Genomic DNA, 18,613 nt, shown 5'->3' on the forward strand with positions numbered 1-18,613 from the left:
CCCCCATTGACAGACCTCCGCTCGGTGATACGATTCACCACCATAAGTTAATCGTTTCACCATTCCGGCTTCACCATCCATGGGAGCACTCATGACCAAGGTCCTCTACCTCTACGGAGGCTGGCCCGGCCACCATCCGTACGACATCGCCGCATGGGCACGCGAACTGTTTTCCGAGCTGAACTACCAGGTCGAGGAGTCGCAGGACATCTTCACCCTCGATCGCGACCTGACCGGGTACGACCTGATCGTGCTCGGCTGGAACAACGCGCTCACCACCGAAGACCTGAGCGATTCACAGGAGAAGAACCTGCTCGACGCCGTCGCGGCCGGAACCGGGGTCGCGGCGTGGCACGGCGCCGCAGCCGCGTTCCGGGCTAGCCTCAAGTACCACTTCCTTCTCGGCGGCGACTTCGTCGAACATCCTGCGGGAGAGGCTTTCCCGCAGCCGTACAAGGTGAGCATCACCGACCGCGAGCACGAGGTGACCGCGGGTGTCGAGGACTTCGCCGTGGCGTCCGAGCAGTACTACATGCACGTCGACCCGAACAACCGGGTACTCGCGGAGACCGAGTTCAGCGGCGAGCACCTGCCCTGGCTGGAGGGCCTCCGCAGCCCGGTGGCGTGGGTGCGCCAGTGGGGCGCCGGCCGGGTCTTCTACCACTCGATCGGCCACACGCCGGCAGACCTGTCGGAGCCGAACGTGCGCCGACTGACCAAGCAGGGACTGCGCTACGCCGCCCGCGTAGCGAACTGACACAGCAAGGAGAAACGATCATGGCGAAATTGACCGGCGGGCAGGTGGTCGCCCAGGTCCTGAAGCAGTACGGCGTCGAGTACGTCACCGGCATTCCGGGCCACGGCATCTGGTCGCTCACCGATGCGTTCCTGGAGAAGGGGTCCGAGATCCCGTTCATCCAGGTCTACCACGAGCAGAGCGCCACCCACCTCGCGGACGGGTACTACCGGGTGTCCGGGAAGCCGATGGCCGCGGTGGCGTCGATCGGGGCGGGAGCGGCGAACACCGTGCTCGGTCTCGCGACCGCGTACAGCGACTCGACGAGCCTGCTGTGCATCACCGGCGGGCCGCCCACCCACATGCGTGGGCGCGGTCTGCTCCAGGAACTCGAGCGGCACACCGACAACGGCTTTCCGCAGGTCACCGACGCGGTGTCGAAGCGCAGCTGGGTCGCCACCCGCGTGGAGGAACTGCCGTTCATCATGCACCGCGCGTTCAGCACCATGCTGACCGGTCGCCCGGGGCCGGCGCACATCGAGGTGCCGATGGACGTGCAGGCCGAGGCCGCCGACGTCTCCCTCCACGACCTCGCGCGACGGCTGCCGGTCGGACTCCAGCAGCCCGACCCGCTGGCGATCGACAAGGCCGTCGACGTGCTCCGTGACTCACGCCGGCCGGTGATAGTCGTCGGCGGCGGCGCCATCACGTCCGACTCGGCCGGCGAAGTGCTCGCCCTCGCCGAGGCGTGGCAGATCCCCGTGGTCACCACGTGGAACGGCAAGGGCGCGTTCCCCGAGGACCACGCGCTGTTCGCCGGCAGCGTCGGCCAGACCGGAACGATCGTGGGCAACGCCGTCGCCTCCCGCGCCGATGTGGTGATCTCCATCGGATGCCGGTTCACCGACTGGTCCTCCTCCAGCTACGCGCAGGGAGTGACGTTCTCGATTCCGCCCGCCAAACTCATCCACATCGACATCGATCCGCACGAGATCGGCAAGAACTACCCGGCCGAGGTCGGCATCGTCGCCGACGCCAAGCCGACCGTCGCCGCGATCGTCGCCTCCCTCCCCCGCAGCAGCGCCGACCGGTCCGAATACCTCGCCGAACTCGAGCAGCTGAAGGCGGAGTGGGAGGCCAAGCTCGCCGGCCGGCGCGATTCCGACCGCTTCCCGTTCACCTCGCAACGCCCTCTCGGCGGCCTGCGCTCGGTGATGGAGCGGGACGGCATCATCGTCGCCGGTTCCGGCAACACCCAGGGCGCCGTGAAGCAGACGTTCCCGGTGTATCACCCGCGCACCCACCTGACGTCCGGCGGATTCTCGTCCATGGGCTGGGCCGTGCCCGCCGCGATCGGCGCCAAGCTCGCCGCCCCCGACCGGCAGGTGGCGTGTGTCGTCGGTGACGGCGACTTCCTCATGACGTCGCAGGAGATCGGTGTCTGCGTGCAGCACGACATTCCGGTGGTCTTCGTGGTCCAGGACAACGCGGGCTTCATGTCCATCCGCGGTGGGCAGCGCAAGCAGACCAGCCGGCACATCGGCACTGAGTTCAACCGCCCCGACGGCACCCCGTACAGTCCCGACTTCAAGGCGCTCGGCCAGTCCTTCGGACTCGAATCGTTCCGGGTGGACGACCCGGCCGACCTCGAGAGCACCTACCGGAAGGCCTTCGACTCGAAAGCGCCTGCGCTGATCGAGATCCCGACCGATCGCGATGCGGCGGGACCCTGGGTTCCCGGCTGGTGGGACTTCCCCGTTCCCGCGTACATCGAGGACGAGCGTCAGGACGAGTACTGGGCGACGCGAGCCAAGGAACAGCACCTGTGAGAACGTCGGGACACGATCAGATCGACGCGTATTCACCACTGCGCGAGGGCGCGGTGGTCGATGTGGGCGACTCCGACACGGTCACCGCCGATGTCGTGGTCGTCGGATCCGGGATGGGTGGCTCGACGCTGGCGTGGGCGCTCCGCGATCGGGACGTCGACGTCCTGGTCGTCGAGCGCGGGCGGTTCCTCCCCCGTGAGGTGGAGAACTCGCAGGCCGCGGAGATGTTCCTCGAGGGCCGGTACAAGACCGCGGAACCGTGGTTCGACGGCAGCAACGGAGAAGCGTTCCAGCCCGGCGTGTACTACTGGGTGGGAGGCAACACCAAGTTCTACGGCGGCAGCCTCCCCCGCTTCCGCGTCACGGATTTCGAGGAGACGCAGCACTACGACGGCATCTCACCGAAGTGGCCGTTCAGCTACGCCGATCTCGAACCGTTCTATGCCGAGGCGGAGCGCCTCTACCAGGTGCACGGCATCGACGGCGAGGATCCGACGGAACCGCCGCGGTCGTCTCCGTACCCGTTGCCACCGTTGCCGCACGAGCCGACGATCGAGCGATTCGCGTCCTCCCTCCGCCGGCAGGGACTGCATCCGTTCCACACACCGAACGGCATGAACCTGACCACGCAGGAGCATCGCCGGCAGTCGACGGCGTCGGACGGCACCCCGTCGCAGACCGATCACAAGAGTGAAGCGGAGAACCGCGCGCTGCGCCCGGCTCTCGAGTCGGATCGGGTGCGCCTGCTCACCGAAGCGAAGGTGACGCGTCTGCTCACCGACGCGAAGGGCACGCGAATCGTCGCCGCGGAGGCCGAGTTCCGTGGTCGCACGATCCGGATCACGGCCAACCAGTTCGTGGTCTCGGCAGGGGCGGTCAACACCGCAGCACTGCTGCTCCGCTCGGCCGACGAGCGGAATCCGGACGGCCTCGGCAACTCGTCGGGGCTGCTGGGCCGGAACTACATGGTGCACAACAGCACGTTCTTCATGGGCGTCAACCCGTTCCACAAGAACACGACTGCGTGGCAGAAGACGCTGGGCATCAACGACTGGTACGTCGCGGGCCCGAACAACGAGTACCCGCTCGGTAATCTGCAGATGCTCGGCAAGCTGCAGGCCGCCCATGTGAAGGGGGCGCGGCCCTGGGCCCCGCTGTGGGCGCTGAAGGCGGTGGTGGATCGCAGCCTCGACATCTACCTCACCACCGAGGATCTGCCGACGCGGGACAACCGGGTCCGGGTCGACGGCGACCGGATCGTCGTCGACTGGACACCCAACAACACTGCGCCGCACAGTGAACTGGTTCGCCGCGTCTCCGCCGCGGTCCGCAAGGCGGGGTATCCGATCATCCTCACCGAGCGGATGGGGATCGCGACGAACTCGCACATGTGCGGAACCGCGGTCGCGGGTACCGATCCGGCGGCGAGCGTCCTCGACCCGAACTGCCGCAGTCACGACGTCGACAACCTGTGGGTCGTGGACGGATCGTTCTTCCCGTCGTCGGCGGCGCTCAATCCCGCGCTGACCATCGCGGCCAACGCGCTGCGCGTCGCACCCCACATCGCCTCTGCCGCAGTGTGATGTAGCCCGACCACGTGATCGCCCGGCCTCGTTCTCGGAGGCCGGGCGATCACGTCGTCATTTCGAGCAGATCTGTTCCTCGGCGAGTGGAACCTCGTCGGTCTCGCGGGCTTCTCCGGCTGCACTCGCCACCAGCCCGGCGAGGACGGCGCCGGCCAGGACGACGTAGAAGGCCTGCAGGAGTCCGAACTGCTCCCCGAGCAGCCCGAGAAGCGGCGGCCCGACCAGAAACGCCATGTACCCGAGCGTCGACACCGCGCTGACGCGTCGCGCCGCGTCGGCATCCGAGTCGGCTGCCGCGGACAGCGCCAGCGGAAACCCCAGGGCCACACCGACACCCCACAACGCGCAGCCGACCGCGGCGAGTATCAGATTCCCCGCCAGGATGACCGTCAGGATCCCCGCCACCGCAAGCGCCGCGGACCAGCGGACGGTCACGGAGCGGCCGTACCGGTCGACGACGCGGCCGCCGAGCAGTCGGCCCGACGTCATCGCGGCCACGAACACGACGTAGAACGCGGCACCGGTGGCCGAGCCGACGCCGTATCCGTCGACGATCCCGAGCGGCAGCCAGTCGTTGGCGCTTCCCTCCGCGAACGCCATGCCGAGCGCGATCAGGCCGAGGAGAACGATTCGGGTGTCCCGCCAGACCGTCAGGCCGCCTGATATCCCTGCCCGCCGGCGCGGGCGCGTGATCTCGCGTCCGGTAGCCGGCGGTAGCAGTGCCACGACACTCCCGCTCGACACGAGGACCACGACGGCAAGCACCCCGAGATGCAGGGGCACAGGAATGTCGAACAGTTCGGCGATCGCCCCGAGGCCGGCGCCTGCGAGCGTTCCGAGACTGAACGCACCGTGCAGCGACGGCAGAAAGCTGCGTCCCATGCGCTTCTCGATCGCGGCTCCCTCGACGTTGAGGGCCACCTCGCACATGCCGAAGCCCGCACCCGTGAATGCGAGTCCCAGACCGACCAGGGCAGCGATCGCGACACCCGAACCGAGACCCACCGTGAACAGGCCGAGGCTCGCGACGGCGGCCGCGGCCGTGATGACGTGACGGGCACCGATCCGCGCGACGACGGGACTGGCGAGCAGCAGTCCCGCCATCGATCCGATCGACAAACCGAGAATGATCAGACCCATGTCGCCCGTGCCGACTCCCAGGGACGAGCGAATGGCGGGGGTGCGGGTCACCCAGGACGCATAGGTGATCCCCGTTCCGACGAAGATGACGAAAGTTGCTGTTTTCCAGCCACGTTCACCGTGCTTCAACGTCGGACTCTCGGTAGGCACAGCTGTCTCCTCATTCGGGTCGGGAATGGTTAATCGTATCAACAGGGACCGACACGAAACGCGGTCCGACACCTCGAAAGGTGCCGGACCGCAGTAACCGGAAGCGTGGACGACCTAGCCGGTCGCGACCTCGTGCCTGCTCGTCTCCGACGCCGGCTTGTGGTAGCGCGGCACCAGGCGCATCAGCGCGGGACCGCCGATCGCGATCAGCGCGAGAAGGATGGCCGGCAGAAGCGGCATCCATTCGATTCCGAGGTTGTCGACGACGACGGTGATCGCGGCCGGCCCGACCAGCATGCCCACGTAGCCGATTGCGTTGACCAGACCGATGTTCCGTCCCGCGTTCTCGGGATCGCGTCGCCCGGCCGCCGACAGCATGAGCGGCGCCATGCACGCCAGGCCGAGCCCCAGCAGCACGAAGCCGGTGAGCGCGAGTGGCGCCGAGCCGCCCAGCATCGCGAGAAGCGCACCGGCGGCACCGATGACACCGCTCGCGCCGACGATGAGTCGAGCACCGAAGTACTCGGCCAGCTTGTCGCCGAACAACCGGCCGACGAACTGAGCCCCCGAGTAGAGCGTGACAGCCGTCGCCGCCAGGCCTGCCGTGGTGCCGACCGCGCGGCGAACGAATTCCTGGCCCCAGTCCAGGACCGCGCCCTCGCTCAACATCGATCCGAGCAGGAGCACACCGAATCCGATCATCACGAGCAGCGTCGCCGTGGTGGCCGACCGCTTCCCCGGGTGCGCGGGGTCGGCGGCGCCCGGAATCTCGTCCTGCTCCGGAGGCAGCAACTCGTCGAGGGAGAGAAGCCACTTGCCGAAGACGACACCGAGGACCGATAGGACCACGCCGATCGAGATGTAGGCGACGGCCGGACTGTCGGTGAAGTGCCGGGCCAGGGCGCTGCCGACGAGGCCGAGAACGAAGCCGCCCGCCGGGTAGGCGGCGTGGAACGCGGACATGATGGGTCGCCCGTAGTACCGCTCGACCTGCACACCGTGGGTGTTGAACGCCGTGTCGAAGGCACCGCGGAGCAGTCCGATGAGCACGCCGATCACCATCGCTCCGACCAGGCCGTCGAGGAAGGCGAGGGGGATGTAACAGAGGGGGTAGACGACCATCGTGGGCATGGCCGTGTTTCGCGGGCCGTACCGATCGATGAAGGGGCCGATGGCGAAGCAGCCGACGGCTGCGCCGATGCCGATCGACAGCGCGAGGAGGCCGAACTGGGAGTCGCCGCCGTCGCCTTCCCATCCGAGGTGACTACGCAACGAGGTGGTGCTCGTCGACCACATCAACATCACGGCGCCGAGCTGGAAGAAGCCGAAGAATGTTGCGATTCGCGCCTTTCGCACGCGTGTATGGTCGAGCACGGGAGCGGTGCCTGCTCCATGTGTTGCCATGATTTCGTCCTTGCGGTAGGTCTCGGACCGCCGCGGATGCCTACGGGGGTAGGCATCCGTTCAGCGAGTAGCGAGTGCGTGAACTTTCGATCAACGCCGACTGGATGGCCGGAATCTCGAAGAAAACATTACGAAGGTGACGCGCCGCACAACAGGTACAGAGCGTGTACCTCCTGCGCGCAGACTGCACAGAATGAGAAGCCGGCGTCGGCCTCGTCATGGTCGCCCACTCCGAATCATGGTCGCCCGCTCCGCCGAGCCACGACCGACGACCCCTCGAGCAGATCCAGTCCCTTCACCGCGAGCAGCAGGCTTTGGCGAGTGGCGGCGTCATCCAGGGATTTGCCCAGGATCGCGGCGATTCGGTCGAGCCGGTTGTACAAGGTCCGGCGCTGGATGAAGAGTTTCTCCGCCGCTTCGGTCTTGCGGCCGTCGACGGAAAGGAATGCTCGCAGCGTCGGCAACAGCGGGGTCGTGGACTGCGCGTCCTTCGTGAGCAGTGGGCCGAGCTCGTCCTCGACGAAGCTGGCGAGCTCGGGACCCTGCGCCAATGTCACGAGCAGGCGTTCGACGCCGAGGTCGTCGAAATGCAGCACGGGTGAGGCAGGCAGGGAGCGCGACACCGCGGCGGCACTCTTCGCCTGCGTGACCGCGACCGGCAACATCGATGCGGGCACCGCGCGGCTCATGCCACCGCCGTGCTCCATTTTCCCGAGCAGGCCCGCGAGTTCGGCGCGGGTCCGGCCGGACTCCGCCGCCACGGCGACGACGTAGTCGCCCATGTCGGCGCTGATCGCACCCGTGTCGATCTGACGGCCGGCGCGCGGACCGGACGACTCGTCTCGGGCGTCCTTGTTCGCGATGACGACGACGATCTGACCCGACCCCAGCTGGTATCCGAGTCTGCCTGCCTGGTCGACGAATTCGGCCCCGGAGAGATCGCCGATCAGCAGTCGCGTGATCAGTGCCGTGCTCCGCTGATCGTCCCTCGCTTCCCGGCTCCGGTCCGTCAGCAACGAGATCGCGACTGCCGCGGCGGCACGCTCGGTCGCGAAGGCGGCGGTGGACCGTTCGGTCGCGGGCCGGTCGGTGAAGACGTGAATCCAGCCCCACGGCTGACCGCGCATCAGGACCGGCCTGCGGACGCATCCGCTGTCGTCGCTGTGGAGGCCCCGCGCGTGCCGGTCCCAGTCCTCGATGCCTGCCTCCTCGTCGAACTCGCCGACGTACGCCATCACGCGATGCGCGATGTTCTCGAGCACCACCGTGCCGTCGGTGAGTTCGGCCAGCGTCTGCACGATCGAGAGGTAGTCGGCGCCGTCCAGGAGAAGGTTCGAGAACGTGGACTCGACTTCCCTCTCGTGCGTGAGCGCCTGCAGGCGCTTGCCGGTCAGGATCTCGTGCACCTGCGACGAGACACCGGCGAACGACACCTCGCGGGCGAGGGCGATGATCGGCAGGTCGCAGGCCTGCCCTTCGGCGACTACGGCATCCGGTACGCGGTCGAACATCCGTCCCGACTCCTCGATGACGAGAGCGGCGGCCCCGGCATGGGCGGCTGCGCGCACGAACACCCGCTGAAGAGCGTCCGTCCTGCCCATTCCGAGCCCGGCGGTCAGCAGTAATTCTCCACCCCGGAGGAAGCGGGCGATATCCGAGATCTCCGACGAATGCACCCAGCGGACCTCACGATCGAGGCTGCCCGATCCGGTCAGGACTCGGGCTCCCGCATCCTTCAGGAGATCGATGTCGAGAGCGTCGGCGACGGTGAAGACCATGCTCAATGGTACACAGAACGTGCATGAACCGACGTAAACAGTTCCCACAATGCAACTGTCGGAAACACAGGTGGCACCCCGATGCTGAGTGACAACAGATCCAGCCCCTCGCTCATCCGAAGGAAGCATCCCATGTCATTCGTTCTCAAGGCCGCCGTCGGTGAACCAGCGCAGCGGGCGAGCAACCCCGCCGTGGTCGACACCGTCGCCGCCGTCATCGCCGATGTCCGCGCGAACGGCGACGAGGCCGTCCGGAAGTACTCCGAGAAGTTCGACGGCTGGTCCCCCGAATCGTTCCGGCTGAGCGAGGACCGCGTCGCGGACATCGTGAAGTCCGTTCCCGAGACCGTCCTCGACGATCTGCGATTCGCGCAGCGTCAGATTCGCGACTTCGCCCAGGCGCAGCGGGACTCCATCCAGGACCTCGAGGTCGAGACCCTGCCGGGCGTGTTCCTCGGGCACCGCAACGTCCCGATCGACGCGGCGGCCGCCTACGTCCCCGGCGGGCGCTACCCACTGACCGCGTCCGCGCACATGACGGTGCTCACCGCGAAGGTCGCGGGTGTCGACCGCGTCGCCGCGACGACGCCCCCGAATGCAGGCGAGCCACCCCAGATCAGCGTCGCAGCGATGCACCTCGCCGGCGCCGACGAGATCTTCGTCCTCGGCGGAGTACAGGCCGTCGCCGCACTCGCGCTGGGCACCGAAACCATCGACCCGGTGTCCATCCTCACCGGCCCCGGCAACGCCTACGTGGCCGAGGCGAAGCGCCAGCTGTTCGGCGAGGTCGGGATCGACCTCTTCGCCGGACCGACCGAAACGCTCATCGTCGCCGACCACCTGGCCGACCCGTTCACCATCGCCGTCGATCTGCTGAGTCAGGCCGAGCACGGCCCCGATTCGCCGTGCGTGCTGATCACCACGTCAGAGTCCGTGGGACGAGCGGTGATCGACCACATCGAGGCCCTGCTCCCCGGCCTGGTGACAAACGCCATCGCCGGTCCCGCGTGGCGTGATCACGGTCAGATCCACGTGGTGGACACCCTCGACGAGGCATACCGGCTCGCCGACGTCTTCGCGTCCGAGCACGTCCAGATCCTCACCGAGGACCCCCGTCAGGCCCTGACCTCCATGCGGAACTACGGCGCCCTGTTCCTCGGCGAAGGAACGTGTGTTCCTTACGGCGACAAGCTGATCGGCACCAACCACGTCCTCCCGACGCTCGGTGCGGCCCGCTACACAGGCGGTCTGTGGGTGGGCAAGTTCCTCAAGACGCTCACCTACCAGGAGGTGCGCGACCTCGGCAGCAGCGCCAAGCTCGGCGAGGTCTGCGGCCGCCTGTCGCGCCTGGAGAAGTTCGAGGGACACGCCCGCTCCGGAGACCTCCGCGCCGCCAAGTTCGGCAACGCCCCGCTCCCGTGGGGCGATCTCCCGACCCGCGTGACGTCCGAACGATGACCCGCATCGAACACGACCTCCTCGGCGACCGCGAGGTCCCCGACGACGCCTATTACGGCATCCACACTCTGCGGGCGACGGAGAACTTCCCGATCACCGGCATCCCGCTGGCCAGCCATCCCGACCTCGTGTCGGCGCTGGCGGCCGTCAAGCAGGCGGCGGCGGAGACCAACGCCGGCCTCGGCCTGCTGCCGCGGCGCGAGGCGGACGCCATCGTCGCGGCGTGCGAGGAGATCCGGGCCGGTGCACTGCGCGACCAGTTCGTCGTGGACGTCATCCAGGGCGGTGCCGGCACGTCGACGAACATGAACGCCAACGAGGTGGTGGCCAACCGGGCGCTGGAATTGCTCGGCCACCGGCGCGGCCACTACGAGTATCTCCATCCGCTCGAGCACGTGAACCTGAGCCAGAGCACGAACGACGTCTACCCCACCGCGATCAAGGCCGGCCTGCAAACCGCCCTGACCAGGCTGCGGGCGGCCATGCAGGACTTGGCGGCGGCGTTCGCGGTGAAGTCGACGGAATTCTCCGACGTCCTCAAGGTCGGCCGCACCCAATTGCAGGATGCGGTTCCGATGACCCTCGGCCAGGAGATCGCGACGTTCGCTCTCATGATCGACGAGGATTCTCAGCGGCTCGGCGAGGCGGCGACGCTCATCTCCGAGATCAATCTGGGCGGAACCGCGATCGGGACCGGTCTCAACGCGCACCACGAGTACGCGTGGCGGGTGCGCGAGCATCTTGCCGCGATCACCGGGATCGAGGTGACGACGGCGTCCGACCTGATCGAAGCCACCCAGGACGTCGGGGCGTTCGTCCAGCTGTCCGGGGTGCTCAAGCGCACCGCGGTGAAGCTGTCCAAGATCTGCAACGACCTTCGGCTCCTGTCGTCGGGGCCGCGCGCCGGCTTCGGTGAGATCACGCTGCCGCCCGTGCAGGCGGGGTCGTCGATCATGCCGGGGAAGGTGAACCCGGTGATCCCGGAGGTGGTGAACCAGATCGCCTACCGGGTGGTCGGCAACGACCTGACCGTGACGATGGCGGCCGAGGGTGGGCAGCTTCAGCTCAATGCTTTCGAGCCCGTCATCGCGCACAGCCTGTTCGAGACGATCGAACTGCTCACCCGCGGATGCACCGTCCTACAGCAGCGCTGCGTGGTCGGCATCGGCGCGAATATCGACCACCTGAAGAGCATGGTGGACGCGTCGATCGGCGTGGTCACCGCCCTCAACCCGCACATCGGGTACACCGCCGCCACCGCGATCGCGGCCGACGCCCTCGCCACCGGGCGCACCGTCGCCGCGCTCGTACTCGAGCGGGGTCTGCTCAGCCGAGAGCAACTCGACGACGTGCTCCGGCCGGAGAACCTCACCCGACCGCTCGTGCCCTGACGGTCGCGGGCAGCTCATCCCCGCCGGGATGAGTTGCTCGCGTGGGGTTGACATCCACCACACTGCCGCTAACCTTTAGTTATACGTATAACCAATTCATCGGCTGCCGGTTCGCGTCGACTCGCCCGGCAGGACCGTGACACCACTTTCTACGACCGAGGAGCAGGACCCATGAGAGACGCATCCGTGGGGGAGCCCACAGGCCCGAGCAAACACAGCTACGACGTCGTCATCGTCGGCAGCGGAATGGGCGGCGGAACGCTCGCCTATGCGCTCGCGGACTCGGGAGTCGATGTGCTTCTGATCGAGCGCGGCGACTTCCTGCCGCAGGAAAAGCAGAACTGGGACCCGCAGGAGGTCTTCGAGGGCCACCGGTACGCGAACGCCGAGCAGTGGTACGACACCGAGGGCAGACCGTTCAGCCCCGGCACGTACTACTACGTCGGCGGGAACACGAAGCTGTACGGCTCGTCGCTGGTGCGGTTCCGGCGTGAAGACTTCCAGTCGACGCAACACGAGGCCGGCGAATCTCCCGAGTGGCCGTTCTCGTACGACGACTTCGCTCCGTATTACGCACGGGCAGAAGAGGTGTACCGGGTCCACGGCGATCACACCGACGACCCGACCCTTCCTCGCGACGAGCCGTTTCCCTACCCGGCGATCGGACACGAGCCACCGGTGCAGGAGGCAGCCGACGCACTGCGGCGTCTCGGGTACACGCCGTCGAACATCCCACTGGGCATCGACCTGCGGGACGGCGGCGGCTGCATCCGATGTCAGACCTGCGACGGATTCCCCTGCCGGTTGCTGGCGAAGTCGGACGCGGATGTGCGTTGTGTCCGGCCGGCCGTCGCGTCCGGCTCGGTGGAACTGCTGACCAACGCGTACGCCGAGCGCGTGCTCACCGACGAGAGCGGGAAACAGGCCACCGGCGTACGACTTCGGCACCGCGGTACCGAAGTCGTCGTCGACGCCCGCACCGTGGTGGTGTCCTGTGGGGCCGTCAACTCGGCGGCACTGCTGCTCCGGTCGGCGAACGCCGCGCACCCGGACGGTCTCGCCAACTCCTCCGGCATGGTCGGACGAAACTACATGGTGCACAACAACTCCATCATGGTCGGCATCAACCCGCTGAAGAAGAACACGTCCGAGTTCCAGAAGACGTTGTACATCAACGATTTCTACACTCACGGCACCGATGACCACCCCTACCCGCTGGGGCACGTGCAACTCATCGGCAAGTTGCAGGGTGAGATGATCAAGGGCCAACGACCGCTGATCCCCAAGTGGGCGCTGAGCCAGGCCACCGCCCGCAGCATGGACTGGTGGCTGTTCACCGAGGACCTGCCCGATCCGCACAACCGCGTCACCCTGACCGAAGAGGGGAACATCCAGATCGCCTGGACCCCCAACAACACTCGCGCCCACGAGGTCCTCGTCCGCGAGGTGCGGAAGATCCTCCGGAAGATCGGCTATCCGTTCGTCTTCAGCCAGGGCACCGGCATCGAGGTCAATTCCCACCAGGCCGGCACCGTGCGGGCGGGAACCGACCCCGCGACCTCCGTGCTCGACGCCGACTGCCGCGCCCACGACGTCGACAACCTGTACGTCGTCGACTCCTCCTTCTTCCCGTCCCTGCCCGTGATGAACCCTGCCCTGTCCATCGCGGCCAACGCCTTCCGCGTCGCCGAGAGCATCGCCGACCGAATCGGCAAGACCCGTTCCCACGACACCCCGACCCAGTCCGCGTCCCTGTGACGCTTCGCCCCCACCACACCCAGAAAGCCTCTTCGATGACAACACAGAAACTCACCGGCGGACAGATGGTCGTCGACTTCCTCATCCGCGAGGGAGTCGAGAAGGTCTTCGCGATCCCCGGACACGGCAACACCGCCCTCCTCGACGCGTTCGTCGACCGCGCCGACGAGATCGAACTGGTGCCGGCCATGCACGAACAGGGCGCCGCCCACATGGCCGACGGCTACTACCGGGCCTCCGGCAAGATCGCCGCGATCTGTACCTCCATCGGACCGGGCGCGACCAACACCCTCACCGGACTCGCGACCGCCTTCGCCGACTCGATGCCGATGCTCCTGATCACCGGCGCCGTGCACACCTACATGGAGAACCGCGGGGTGCTCCAGGAGATCGACCGCCCGCACGGCAACAACTTTCCCCGCATGGTCGAACCGGTGGTCAAGCGCTGGTGGCAGCCCAGCCGCCTCGAACAGCTGCCGGTGGCGCTCGCCCAGGCGTTCAACACCATGCACGAGGGCAGGCGCGGACCCGTGCTCGTCGACATCCCGCAGGACCTGCAGGCCGAATACGGCGACTACACCCCCGACACCGGTGCCCGCAGGCCCGCCACCCGCGCAACCGGTGACCCGGCCGTGATCGCCGAGGCCGCCCGCCTGCTCGCCGGCGCGAAACGTCCCGTCATCGTGGCCGGCGGCGGCGTCATCCACGCCGAGGCCGCCGCCGAACTGATGGCCGTCGCCGAGCACCTCGGAGCGCCGGTGACGCACTCGTTCCAGGGCAAGGGCGCGTTCCCCGCCGACCACGACCTCTACGCGTGGCCGTGCGGCGACATGGGTTCGATCCCCGGCAACGGCGTGACCCGCACAGCCGACGTGATCCTCGCGGTCGGCTGCCGGTTCAGCGACCGCATCACGTCGTCGTACCGTCCCGGCGTCACGTTCGACATCCCTGACACCAAGCTCGTGCAGATCGACATCGACGGCTTCGAGATCGGCCGCAACTACCCGGTCGAGGTCGGCGTCGTAGGTGACGCGAAAACCTCCCTGCAGAGCCTGCAGGATGCACTCGCCGACCTCGGCCCCGGACGCGACTACCGCAGCACCGAGTACTTCGCCGAACTGCAGGACCTCAAGGCGCAGTGGGACGAGCACCTGCGGCCGATGCGGACCACCGACTACCTGCCGATGACCAACTCGCGTGCGATGGTCGAGATCCGCAAGGCCCTTCCGCGCGACGGCATTCTGGTCACCGACTCGTCCAACCCCGCGAACCAGGCGTTCAACGAGTTCCCGATCTACGGCCCGAAGACCAACATCGTGGCCGGCGGCTTCTCCGGTATCGGATTCGGTGTGCCCGCCGCGATCGGCGCGCAGATCGGTGCCCCGGACACCCCGGTCCTGGCGATGGTCGGCGACGGCAGCTTCCTCCAGACCGGCACCGAGATCGCGACCGCCGCGATGCTCGGAGTGCCGCTGGTGATCGTCGTGCTCAACAACGGCGGCTGGGAGGCAATCAAGGACCTCCAGATCAGCCTGTTCGGTGAGGAACGCGAAATCATCTCCGGGTGGAAGAACCTCGACGGGACACCGTATTTCGCCGACATCACCCGGTTCGCCCAGTCGCTCGGCTGCAGCGCCGAGCGCGTCGAGGATCCGGAGAAGCTGGCCGACGCGATCGAGCGCGCCTTCGCGACGCCGGGCCCGGTGATCATCGAGGCGATGAGCGCCCACGAGTTGCCGTGGACCGAGACGCACCCGACCGGCTGGTGGGACATCACTGTTCCCGCCTACCACGGCGAGGTCCGTGACGACTACGTCGCGCAACGCGGATTCTGATCGGAGACCGGCATGGGAGAGATCAAGCTCGGCCTGAACCTGGAGTTCGCCCGATTCGAGAACGGGTCGTTCGACTGGGCCATGGACCAGGCCGCGGAGATCGGCTACAAGTACGTGGAGCCGATGGTCTACTGGGGCCGCGAGTTGCTGAGCACGGCCGGGTACTTCCACACCCGGTCGATGCTCGACGACCCGCTCCTCATGCGGGACGCCGCCGAATCACGCGGGCTGACCATCTCGTCGCTGTCCAGTCATGCACCGCTGGCCAAGCCGGACGTGAGCGTCGACTATCTGAAGCAGTCGATCCGCTACGCGGCCGAGGTCGGTTCCCCGATGATCATGGTCGACGACGGGCCACTGCCGACGTGGACCACCGAGGCGGAGAACTACACGCTGATGCGGTACACGCTGCAGGAGGCGGCGAAGGTGGCCGAACCGCGCGGCATCAAGATCGCGATCGAGACGCACGGCGAGTACACCGCGACCCCGGAGCGCCTCGAGAAGATCATAACGCTGATCGACAGCCCTGCGTTGACGATCAACCTCGACACCGGCAACAGCTATCTCAGTGAGAACGACCCGCACGAGTGGCTCGAGCAGATCGTCGGCGGCGTCACACACCTGCACGCCAAGGACATCGGCGTCGAGGACGCGAAGAGACTGCGGGGCAAGGTCCGCGGCATGCTCGGCTGCGCCTGCGGCGACGGCGTCATCGACTGGGAACGGATCGTGAAGACCCTGCACGACGCCGACCACGACGTCGTCCTGTCCGTCGAGTGCGGTGGCCTCGATGCCGCGAAGAAGAGCTACACCTACCTCACAGATCTGATCACCCGCATCCAGGGCAGCTGACAACGGCGTCGACTGTCCTGCAGGTGATCTCGCGGCACGCTGGGTCCTGAACCGACATTCGAGTATCCGGTGCGTCGTGTCCACCGTGCCGCCCGACACCCCGTGTGTCGGGCGGCACGCTTCACCCCAACCAGTAGCGCGGATGGCGATCGACGCGATCCGGGAAGAGCTTGTCATGAATACTCCTGCCCGCACCGAGGCACGTCATCGCGTGGTGATCATCGGTTCCGGATTCGGCGGTCTGTTCGCCGCGAAGGCGTTACGCCGGGTCGACGTCGACGTCCTCGTCGTCGACCGCACCAGCCACCACCTGTTCCAGCCGCTGCTGTACCAGGTGGCGACGGGAATCCTGTCCGAGGGAGAGATCGCACCGTCGACCCGGATGGTGCTGAAGAAGCAGTCGAACGCCTCGGTGATGCTCGGGGACGTCACCGACATCGACCTGACCGCGCGCAGGATCACGTCGACCCACCAGGGCAGAACGACCACCACCGGGTACGACAGTCTGATCGTCTCGGCCGGAGCCCGGCAGTCGTACTTCGGTAACGACCACTTCGCCGAACACGCCCCCGGCATGAAGACCATCGACGACGCACTCGAACTCCGTGGCCGGATCCTGCGCGCGTTCGAACGCGCCGAGCTGTCCATGGACCCCGAGGAGCGAGCCCGCCTCCTGACGTTCGTGGTCGTCGGCGCGGGTCCTACCGGGGTGGAAATGGCCGGTCAGATAGCCGAACTGGCCCACCGAACCCTCGTCGGCGCGTACCGGAACATCGACACCCGCGACGCCCGGATCGTCCTGCTCGACGCCGCGTCCGCGGTGTTGCCGCCGTTCGGCGACCGGCTCGGGTCCACCGCCGCCGAGCGCCTCGAGAAGATCGGCGTCGAGGTGCGGCTCGGGGCGGCCGTCACCGACGTCGACGCGGACGGCGTGACGATCAAGGACGGGCGAGGCGAGACCGTCCGCATCGAATCCGCGTGCAAGGTGTGGTCGGCGGGTGTGGAAGCCAGCCCGCTGGCCAGGCAGCTGGCCGAGCAGTCGGGAGCCGAACTCGACCGCGCCGGGCGGATCGCCGTCCGCGAGGACCTGACGGTGCCGGGACACCCCGAGGTGTTCGTGATCGGAGACATGATGGCGCGCGACCGCCTTCCCGGGGTGGCGCAGGTCGCGATCCAGGGTGGCCGCTACGCGGCGCGACAGATTGCGGCCGGCGCCCGACGGCGTGACTCCTCACCCGACCGCATTCCCTTCCGGTACCGGGACAAGGGGTCGATGGCGACGATCACGAGATTCCACGCGGTCGTGAAGGTCGGGGGCATCGAACTCGCGGGACTGCCGGCCTGGATCCTGTGGCTGGCCGTCCACGTCGTCTACGTCGTCGGGTTCCGCAGCCGGCTGTCCACGCTCATGTCATGGACGTGGACCTTCCTCGGGTCGTGGCGGGGACAGATGACCGTCACCGATCAACAGGTGGTGGCACGCAACGTCATGGGCAAACTCGTTCTCCTCGATCGGTGTGAGGACGACGATGACACCGCTGTCGCCAGAGCGAGCTGACGCCCGGGGGACGCGCGCGGCCCGGCCGATAAGCTGGGCTCGGTAACCGTGCGACGGAGAGGATCGGCATTCGTGACCACGATGCACGACGTCGCCCGAGCGGCAGGCGTGTCCCAGGCCGCGGTCTCGTACGCGTACAACCAGCCCCACAAGCTGTCCGCAGCCCGGCGCGCCCACATCTTCCAGGTGGCCGCGGAACTCGGCTATGCCGGCCCCAACCCCGCGGGACGCAACCTCCGCACCGGGCAGGTCGGTGCGCTGGGGCTGATGATCACCGACTCATTGCGCTACGCGTTCGACGATCCGGCCACGTCGCAGTTGCTGAAGGGCATATCGGAGGTCGGTGAACTCGCCGAGGTCGCGCTGACGCTGCTGCCCTGCCCACTCGAGTCGACCCGGGTGGCCGAGGGGTCCGGCGTGCTCGTTCGGGGCGCGGTGGACGGCTTCCTCGCGTACGCGATGCCGGACGGTCACCCCGGAATGCAGACGGCGATGAGCCGCCGGCTGCCGATAGTCGTGATCGACGGCCCCAATCCTGGCGGACTGCCGCGGGTCGGAATCCGGGATCGGCAGGCCGCCAAGGAGATCGCGGAGCACGTACTGTCACTCGGACACCGGCGTGTGGGATTTCTCGTCGACCGGCTCGTGCCCGACGGCAAGGGTGGTCCCGTCGACGCCGCCCGCACCCGGGCCGCACGAGACCACGTGATGAAGGAACGCCTCGCCGGATACGCGTCCGCCTGCCGTAAATTCACGGTGCCGTGGTCGTCCGCCGTGGTCGTCGAAGCAGGCGGGTTCGACTACGAACTGTCGCGCACCGCCGTCGAGACGCTGCTCGATGCCGGTCCCGTGACGGCCGTCATCGCAGCCTCCGACCTGCTGGCCCTCGCGGCCATCGACGTCGCACACGAACGTGGTCTCCGGGTGCCGCAGGATCTGTCGGTGGTCGGGTTCGACGACATTCCCGCGGCCCGAGCCGCCGGACTCACGACGGTCCGGCAACCACTCGTCGGCAAGGGCCGCGAGGCCGCGCAACTGCTGCTCGACATCATCGGCGGCGGAGCGGGACGGGAAATCACACTCCCCACCGAACTCGTCGTCCGCGAGAGCTCCGGACCCGTTCCCGCGGATCGGTGAG

The 18,613-nt window shown here is 67.6% G+C and carries 13 protein-coding genes; 10 read left to right on the plus strand and 3 right to left on the minus strand.

The features are described from left to right. Positions 1-91: 91 nt before the first annotated feature. Genes DTA22_RS30610 through DTA22_RS30620 form a run of 3 tightly spaced genes read left to right on the plus strand, consistent with a single transcriptional unit; the run spans position 92 to position 4,148 of the window. On the plus strand, positions 92-757 hold the full coding sequence (locus DTA22_RS30610) for a ThuA domain-containing protein (protein ID WP_005244749.1): 666 nt from the start codon (positions 92-94) through the stop codon (positions 755-757). 20 nt (positions 758-777) lie between these two features. Continuing rightward, a complete protein-coding gene (locus DTA22_RS30615) occupies positions 778-2,565 on the plus strand; it encodes a thiamine pyrophosphate-binding protein (protein WP_112301938.1) in 1,788 nt (595 codons plus the stop codon). Beyond that, positions 2,562-4,148 carry a GMC oxidoreductase gene (locus DTA22_RS30620; protein WP_112301939.1) on the plus strand — a complete coding sequence of 529 codons (1,587 nt, stop codon included), beginning with the start codon at positions 2,562-2,564 and terminating at the stop codon, positions 4,146-4,148. The genes DTA22_RS30615 and DTA22_RS30620 overlap by 4 nt, the downstream gene beginning before the upstream one ends. A 57-nt stretch (positions 4,149-4,205) precedes the next feature. Here DTA22_RS30620 and DTA22_RS30625 read toward each other — a convergent pair whose 3' ends face one another. From DTA22_RS30625 to DTA22_RS30635, 3 genes are all read right to left on the minus strand, one after another. Beyond that, positions 4,206-5,441, minus strand: a complete 1,236-nt coding sequence (locus DTA22_RS30625) for an MFS transporter (protein ID WP_112301940.1) — start codon at positions 5,439-5,441, stop codon at positions 4,206-4,208. 114 nt (positions 5,442-5,555) lie between these two features. Then, positions 5,556-6,845, minus strand: coding sequence for an MFS transporter (locus tag DTA22_RS30630; RefSeq protein ID WP_112301941.1), 1,290 nt, complete (start codon positions 6,843-6,845; stop codon positions 5,556-5,558). Positions 6,846-7,081: 236 nt separating this feature from the next. Next, positions 7,082-8,623 (minus strand): PucR family transcriptional regulator, encoded by a 1,542-nt coding sequence (locus tag DTA22_RS30635; protein ID WP_112301942.1) that lies wholly within the window; start codon positions 8,621-8,623, stop codon positions 7,082-7,084. A gap of 132 nt (positions 8,624-8,755) precedes the next feature. Between DTA22_RS30635 and hisD the strand changes: the two genes are divergently transcribed. The 7 genes from hisD (at position 8,756) to DTA22_RS30670 (ending at position 18,612) form a co-directional block, all read left to right on the plus strand. Further along, the gene (hisD, locus tag DTA22_RS30640; protein ID WP_037241989.1) at positions 8,756-10,081 is read left to right on the plus strand and encodes a histidinol dehydrogenase; all 1,326 of its coding nucleotides are present in this window, start codon (positions 8,756-8,758) and stop codon (positions 10,079-10,081) included. After that, a complete protein-coding gene (locus DTA22_RS30645; protein ID WP_112301943.1) occupies positions 10,078-11,472 on the plus strand; it encodes an aspartate ammonia-lyase in 1,395 nt (464 codons plus the stop codon). Before hisD ends, DTA22_RS30645 begins: the two co-directional genes overlap by 4 nt. Before the next feature lie 171 nt (positions 11,473-11,643). Beyond that, positions 11,644-13,230, plus strand: coding sequence for a GMC oxidoreductase (locus tag DTA22_RS30650; protein ID WP_112301944.1), 1,587 nt, complete (start codon positions 11,644-11,646; stop codon positions 13,228-13,230). Between the two features lie 35 nt (positions 13,231-13,265). Beyond that, positions 13,266-15,065, plus strand: a complete 1,800-nt coding sequence (locus tag DTA22_RS30655; RefSeq protein WP_112301945.1) for a thiamine pyrophosphate-binding protein — start codon at positions 13,266-13,268, stop codon at positions 15,063-15,065. Between the two features lie 12 nt (positions 15,066-15,077). After that, positions 15,078-15,917, plus strand: a complete 840-nt coding sequence (locus tag DTA22_RS30660) for a sugar phosphate isomerase/epimerase family protein (RefSeq protein WP_112301946.1) — start codon at positions 15,078-15,080, stop codon at positions 15,915-15,917. A 175-nt stretch (positions 15,918-16,092) separates the two neighbouring features. Beyond that, positions 16,093-17,475 (plus strand): NAD(P)/FAD-dependent oxidoreductase, encoded by a 1,383-nt coding sequence (locus DTA22_RS30665; RefSeq protein WP_112302100.1) that lies wholly within the window; start codon positions 16,093-16,095, stop codon positions 17,473-17,475. A gap of 72 nt (positions 17,476-17,547) precedes the next feature. After that, positions 17,548-18,612, plus strand: a complete 1,065-nt coding sequence (locus DTA22_RS30670; protein WP_037242004.1) for a LacI family DNA-binding transcriptional regulator — start codon at positions 17,548-17,550, stop codon at positions 18,610-18,612. Position 18,613: the final 1 nt, after the last annotated feature.

The sequence above is a fragment of the Rhodococcus wratislaviensis genome, assembly GCF_900455735.1.
Classification (GTDB): Bacteria; Actinomycetota; Actinomycetes; order Mycobacteriales; family Mycobacteriaceae; genus Rhodococcus_F; species Rhodococcus_F wratislaviensis.

Coding starts and splice junctions, on each gene's coding strand:
- DTA22_RS30610 (WP_005244749.1), top strand. CDS start 92: ATGACCAAGGTCCTCTACCTCTACGGAGGCTGGCCCGGCCACCATCCG.
- DTA22_RS30615 (WP_112301938.1), top strand. CDS start 778: ATGGCGAAATTGACCGGCGGGCAGGTGGTCGCCCAGGTCCTGAAGCAG.
- DTA22_RS30630 (WP_112301941.1), bottom strand. CDS start 6,845: ATGGCAACACATGGAGCAGGCACCGCTCCCGTGCTCGACCATACACGC.
- DTA22_RS30635 (WP_112301942.1), bottom strand. CDS start 8,623: ATGGTCTTCACCGTCGCCGACGCTCTCGACATCGATCTCCTGAAGGAT.
- hisD (WP_037241989.1), top strand. CDS start 8,756: ATGTCATTCGTTCTCAAGGCCGCCGTCGGTGAACCAGCGCAGCGGGCG.
- DTA22_RS30645 (WP_112301943.1), top strand. CDS start 10,078: ATGACCCGCATCGAACACGACCTCCTCGGCGACCGCGAGGTCCCCGAC.
- DTA22_RS30650 (WP_112301944.1), top strand. CDS start 11,644: ATGAGAGACGCATCCGTGGGGGAGCCCACAGGCCCGAGCAAACACAGC.
- DTA22_RS30655 (WP_112301945.1), top strand. CDS start 13,266: ATGACAACACAGAAACTCACCGGCGGACAGATGGTCGTCGACTTCCTC.
- DTA22_RS30660 (WP_112301946.1), top strand. CDS start 15,078: ATGGGAGAGATCAAGCTCGGCCTGAACCTGGAGTTCGCCCGATTCGAG.
- DTA22_RS30665 (WP_112302100.1), top strand. CDS start 16,093: ATGAATACTCCTGCCCGCACCGAGGCACGTCATCGCGTGGTGATCATC.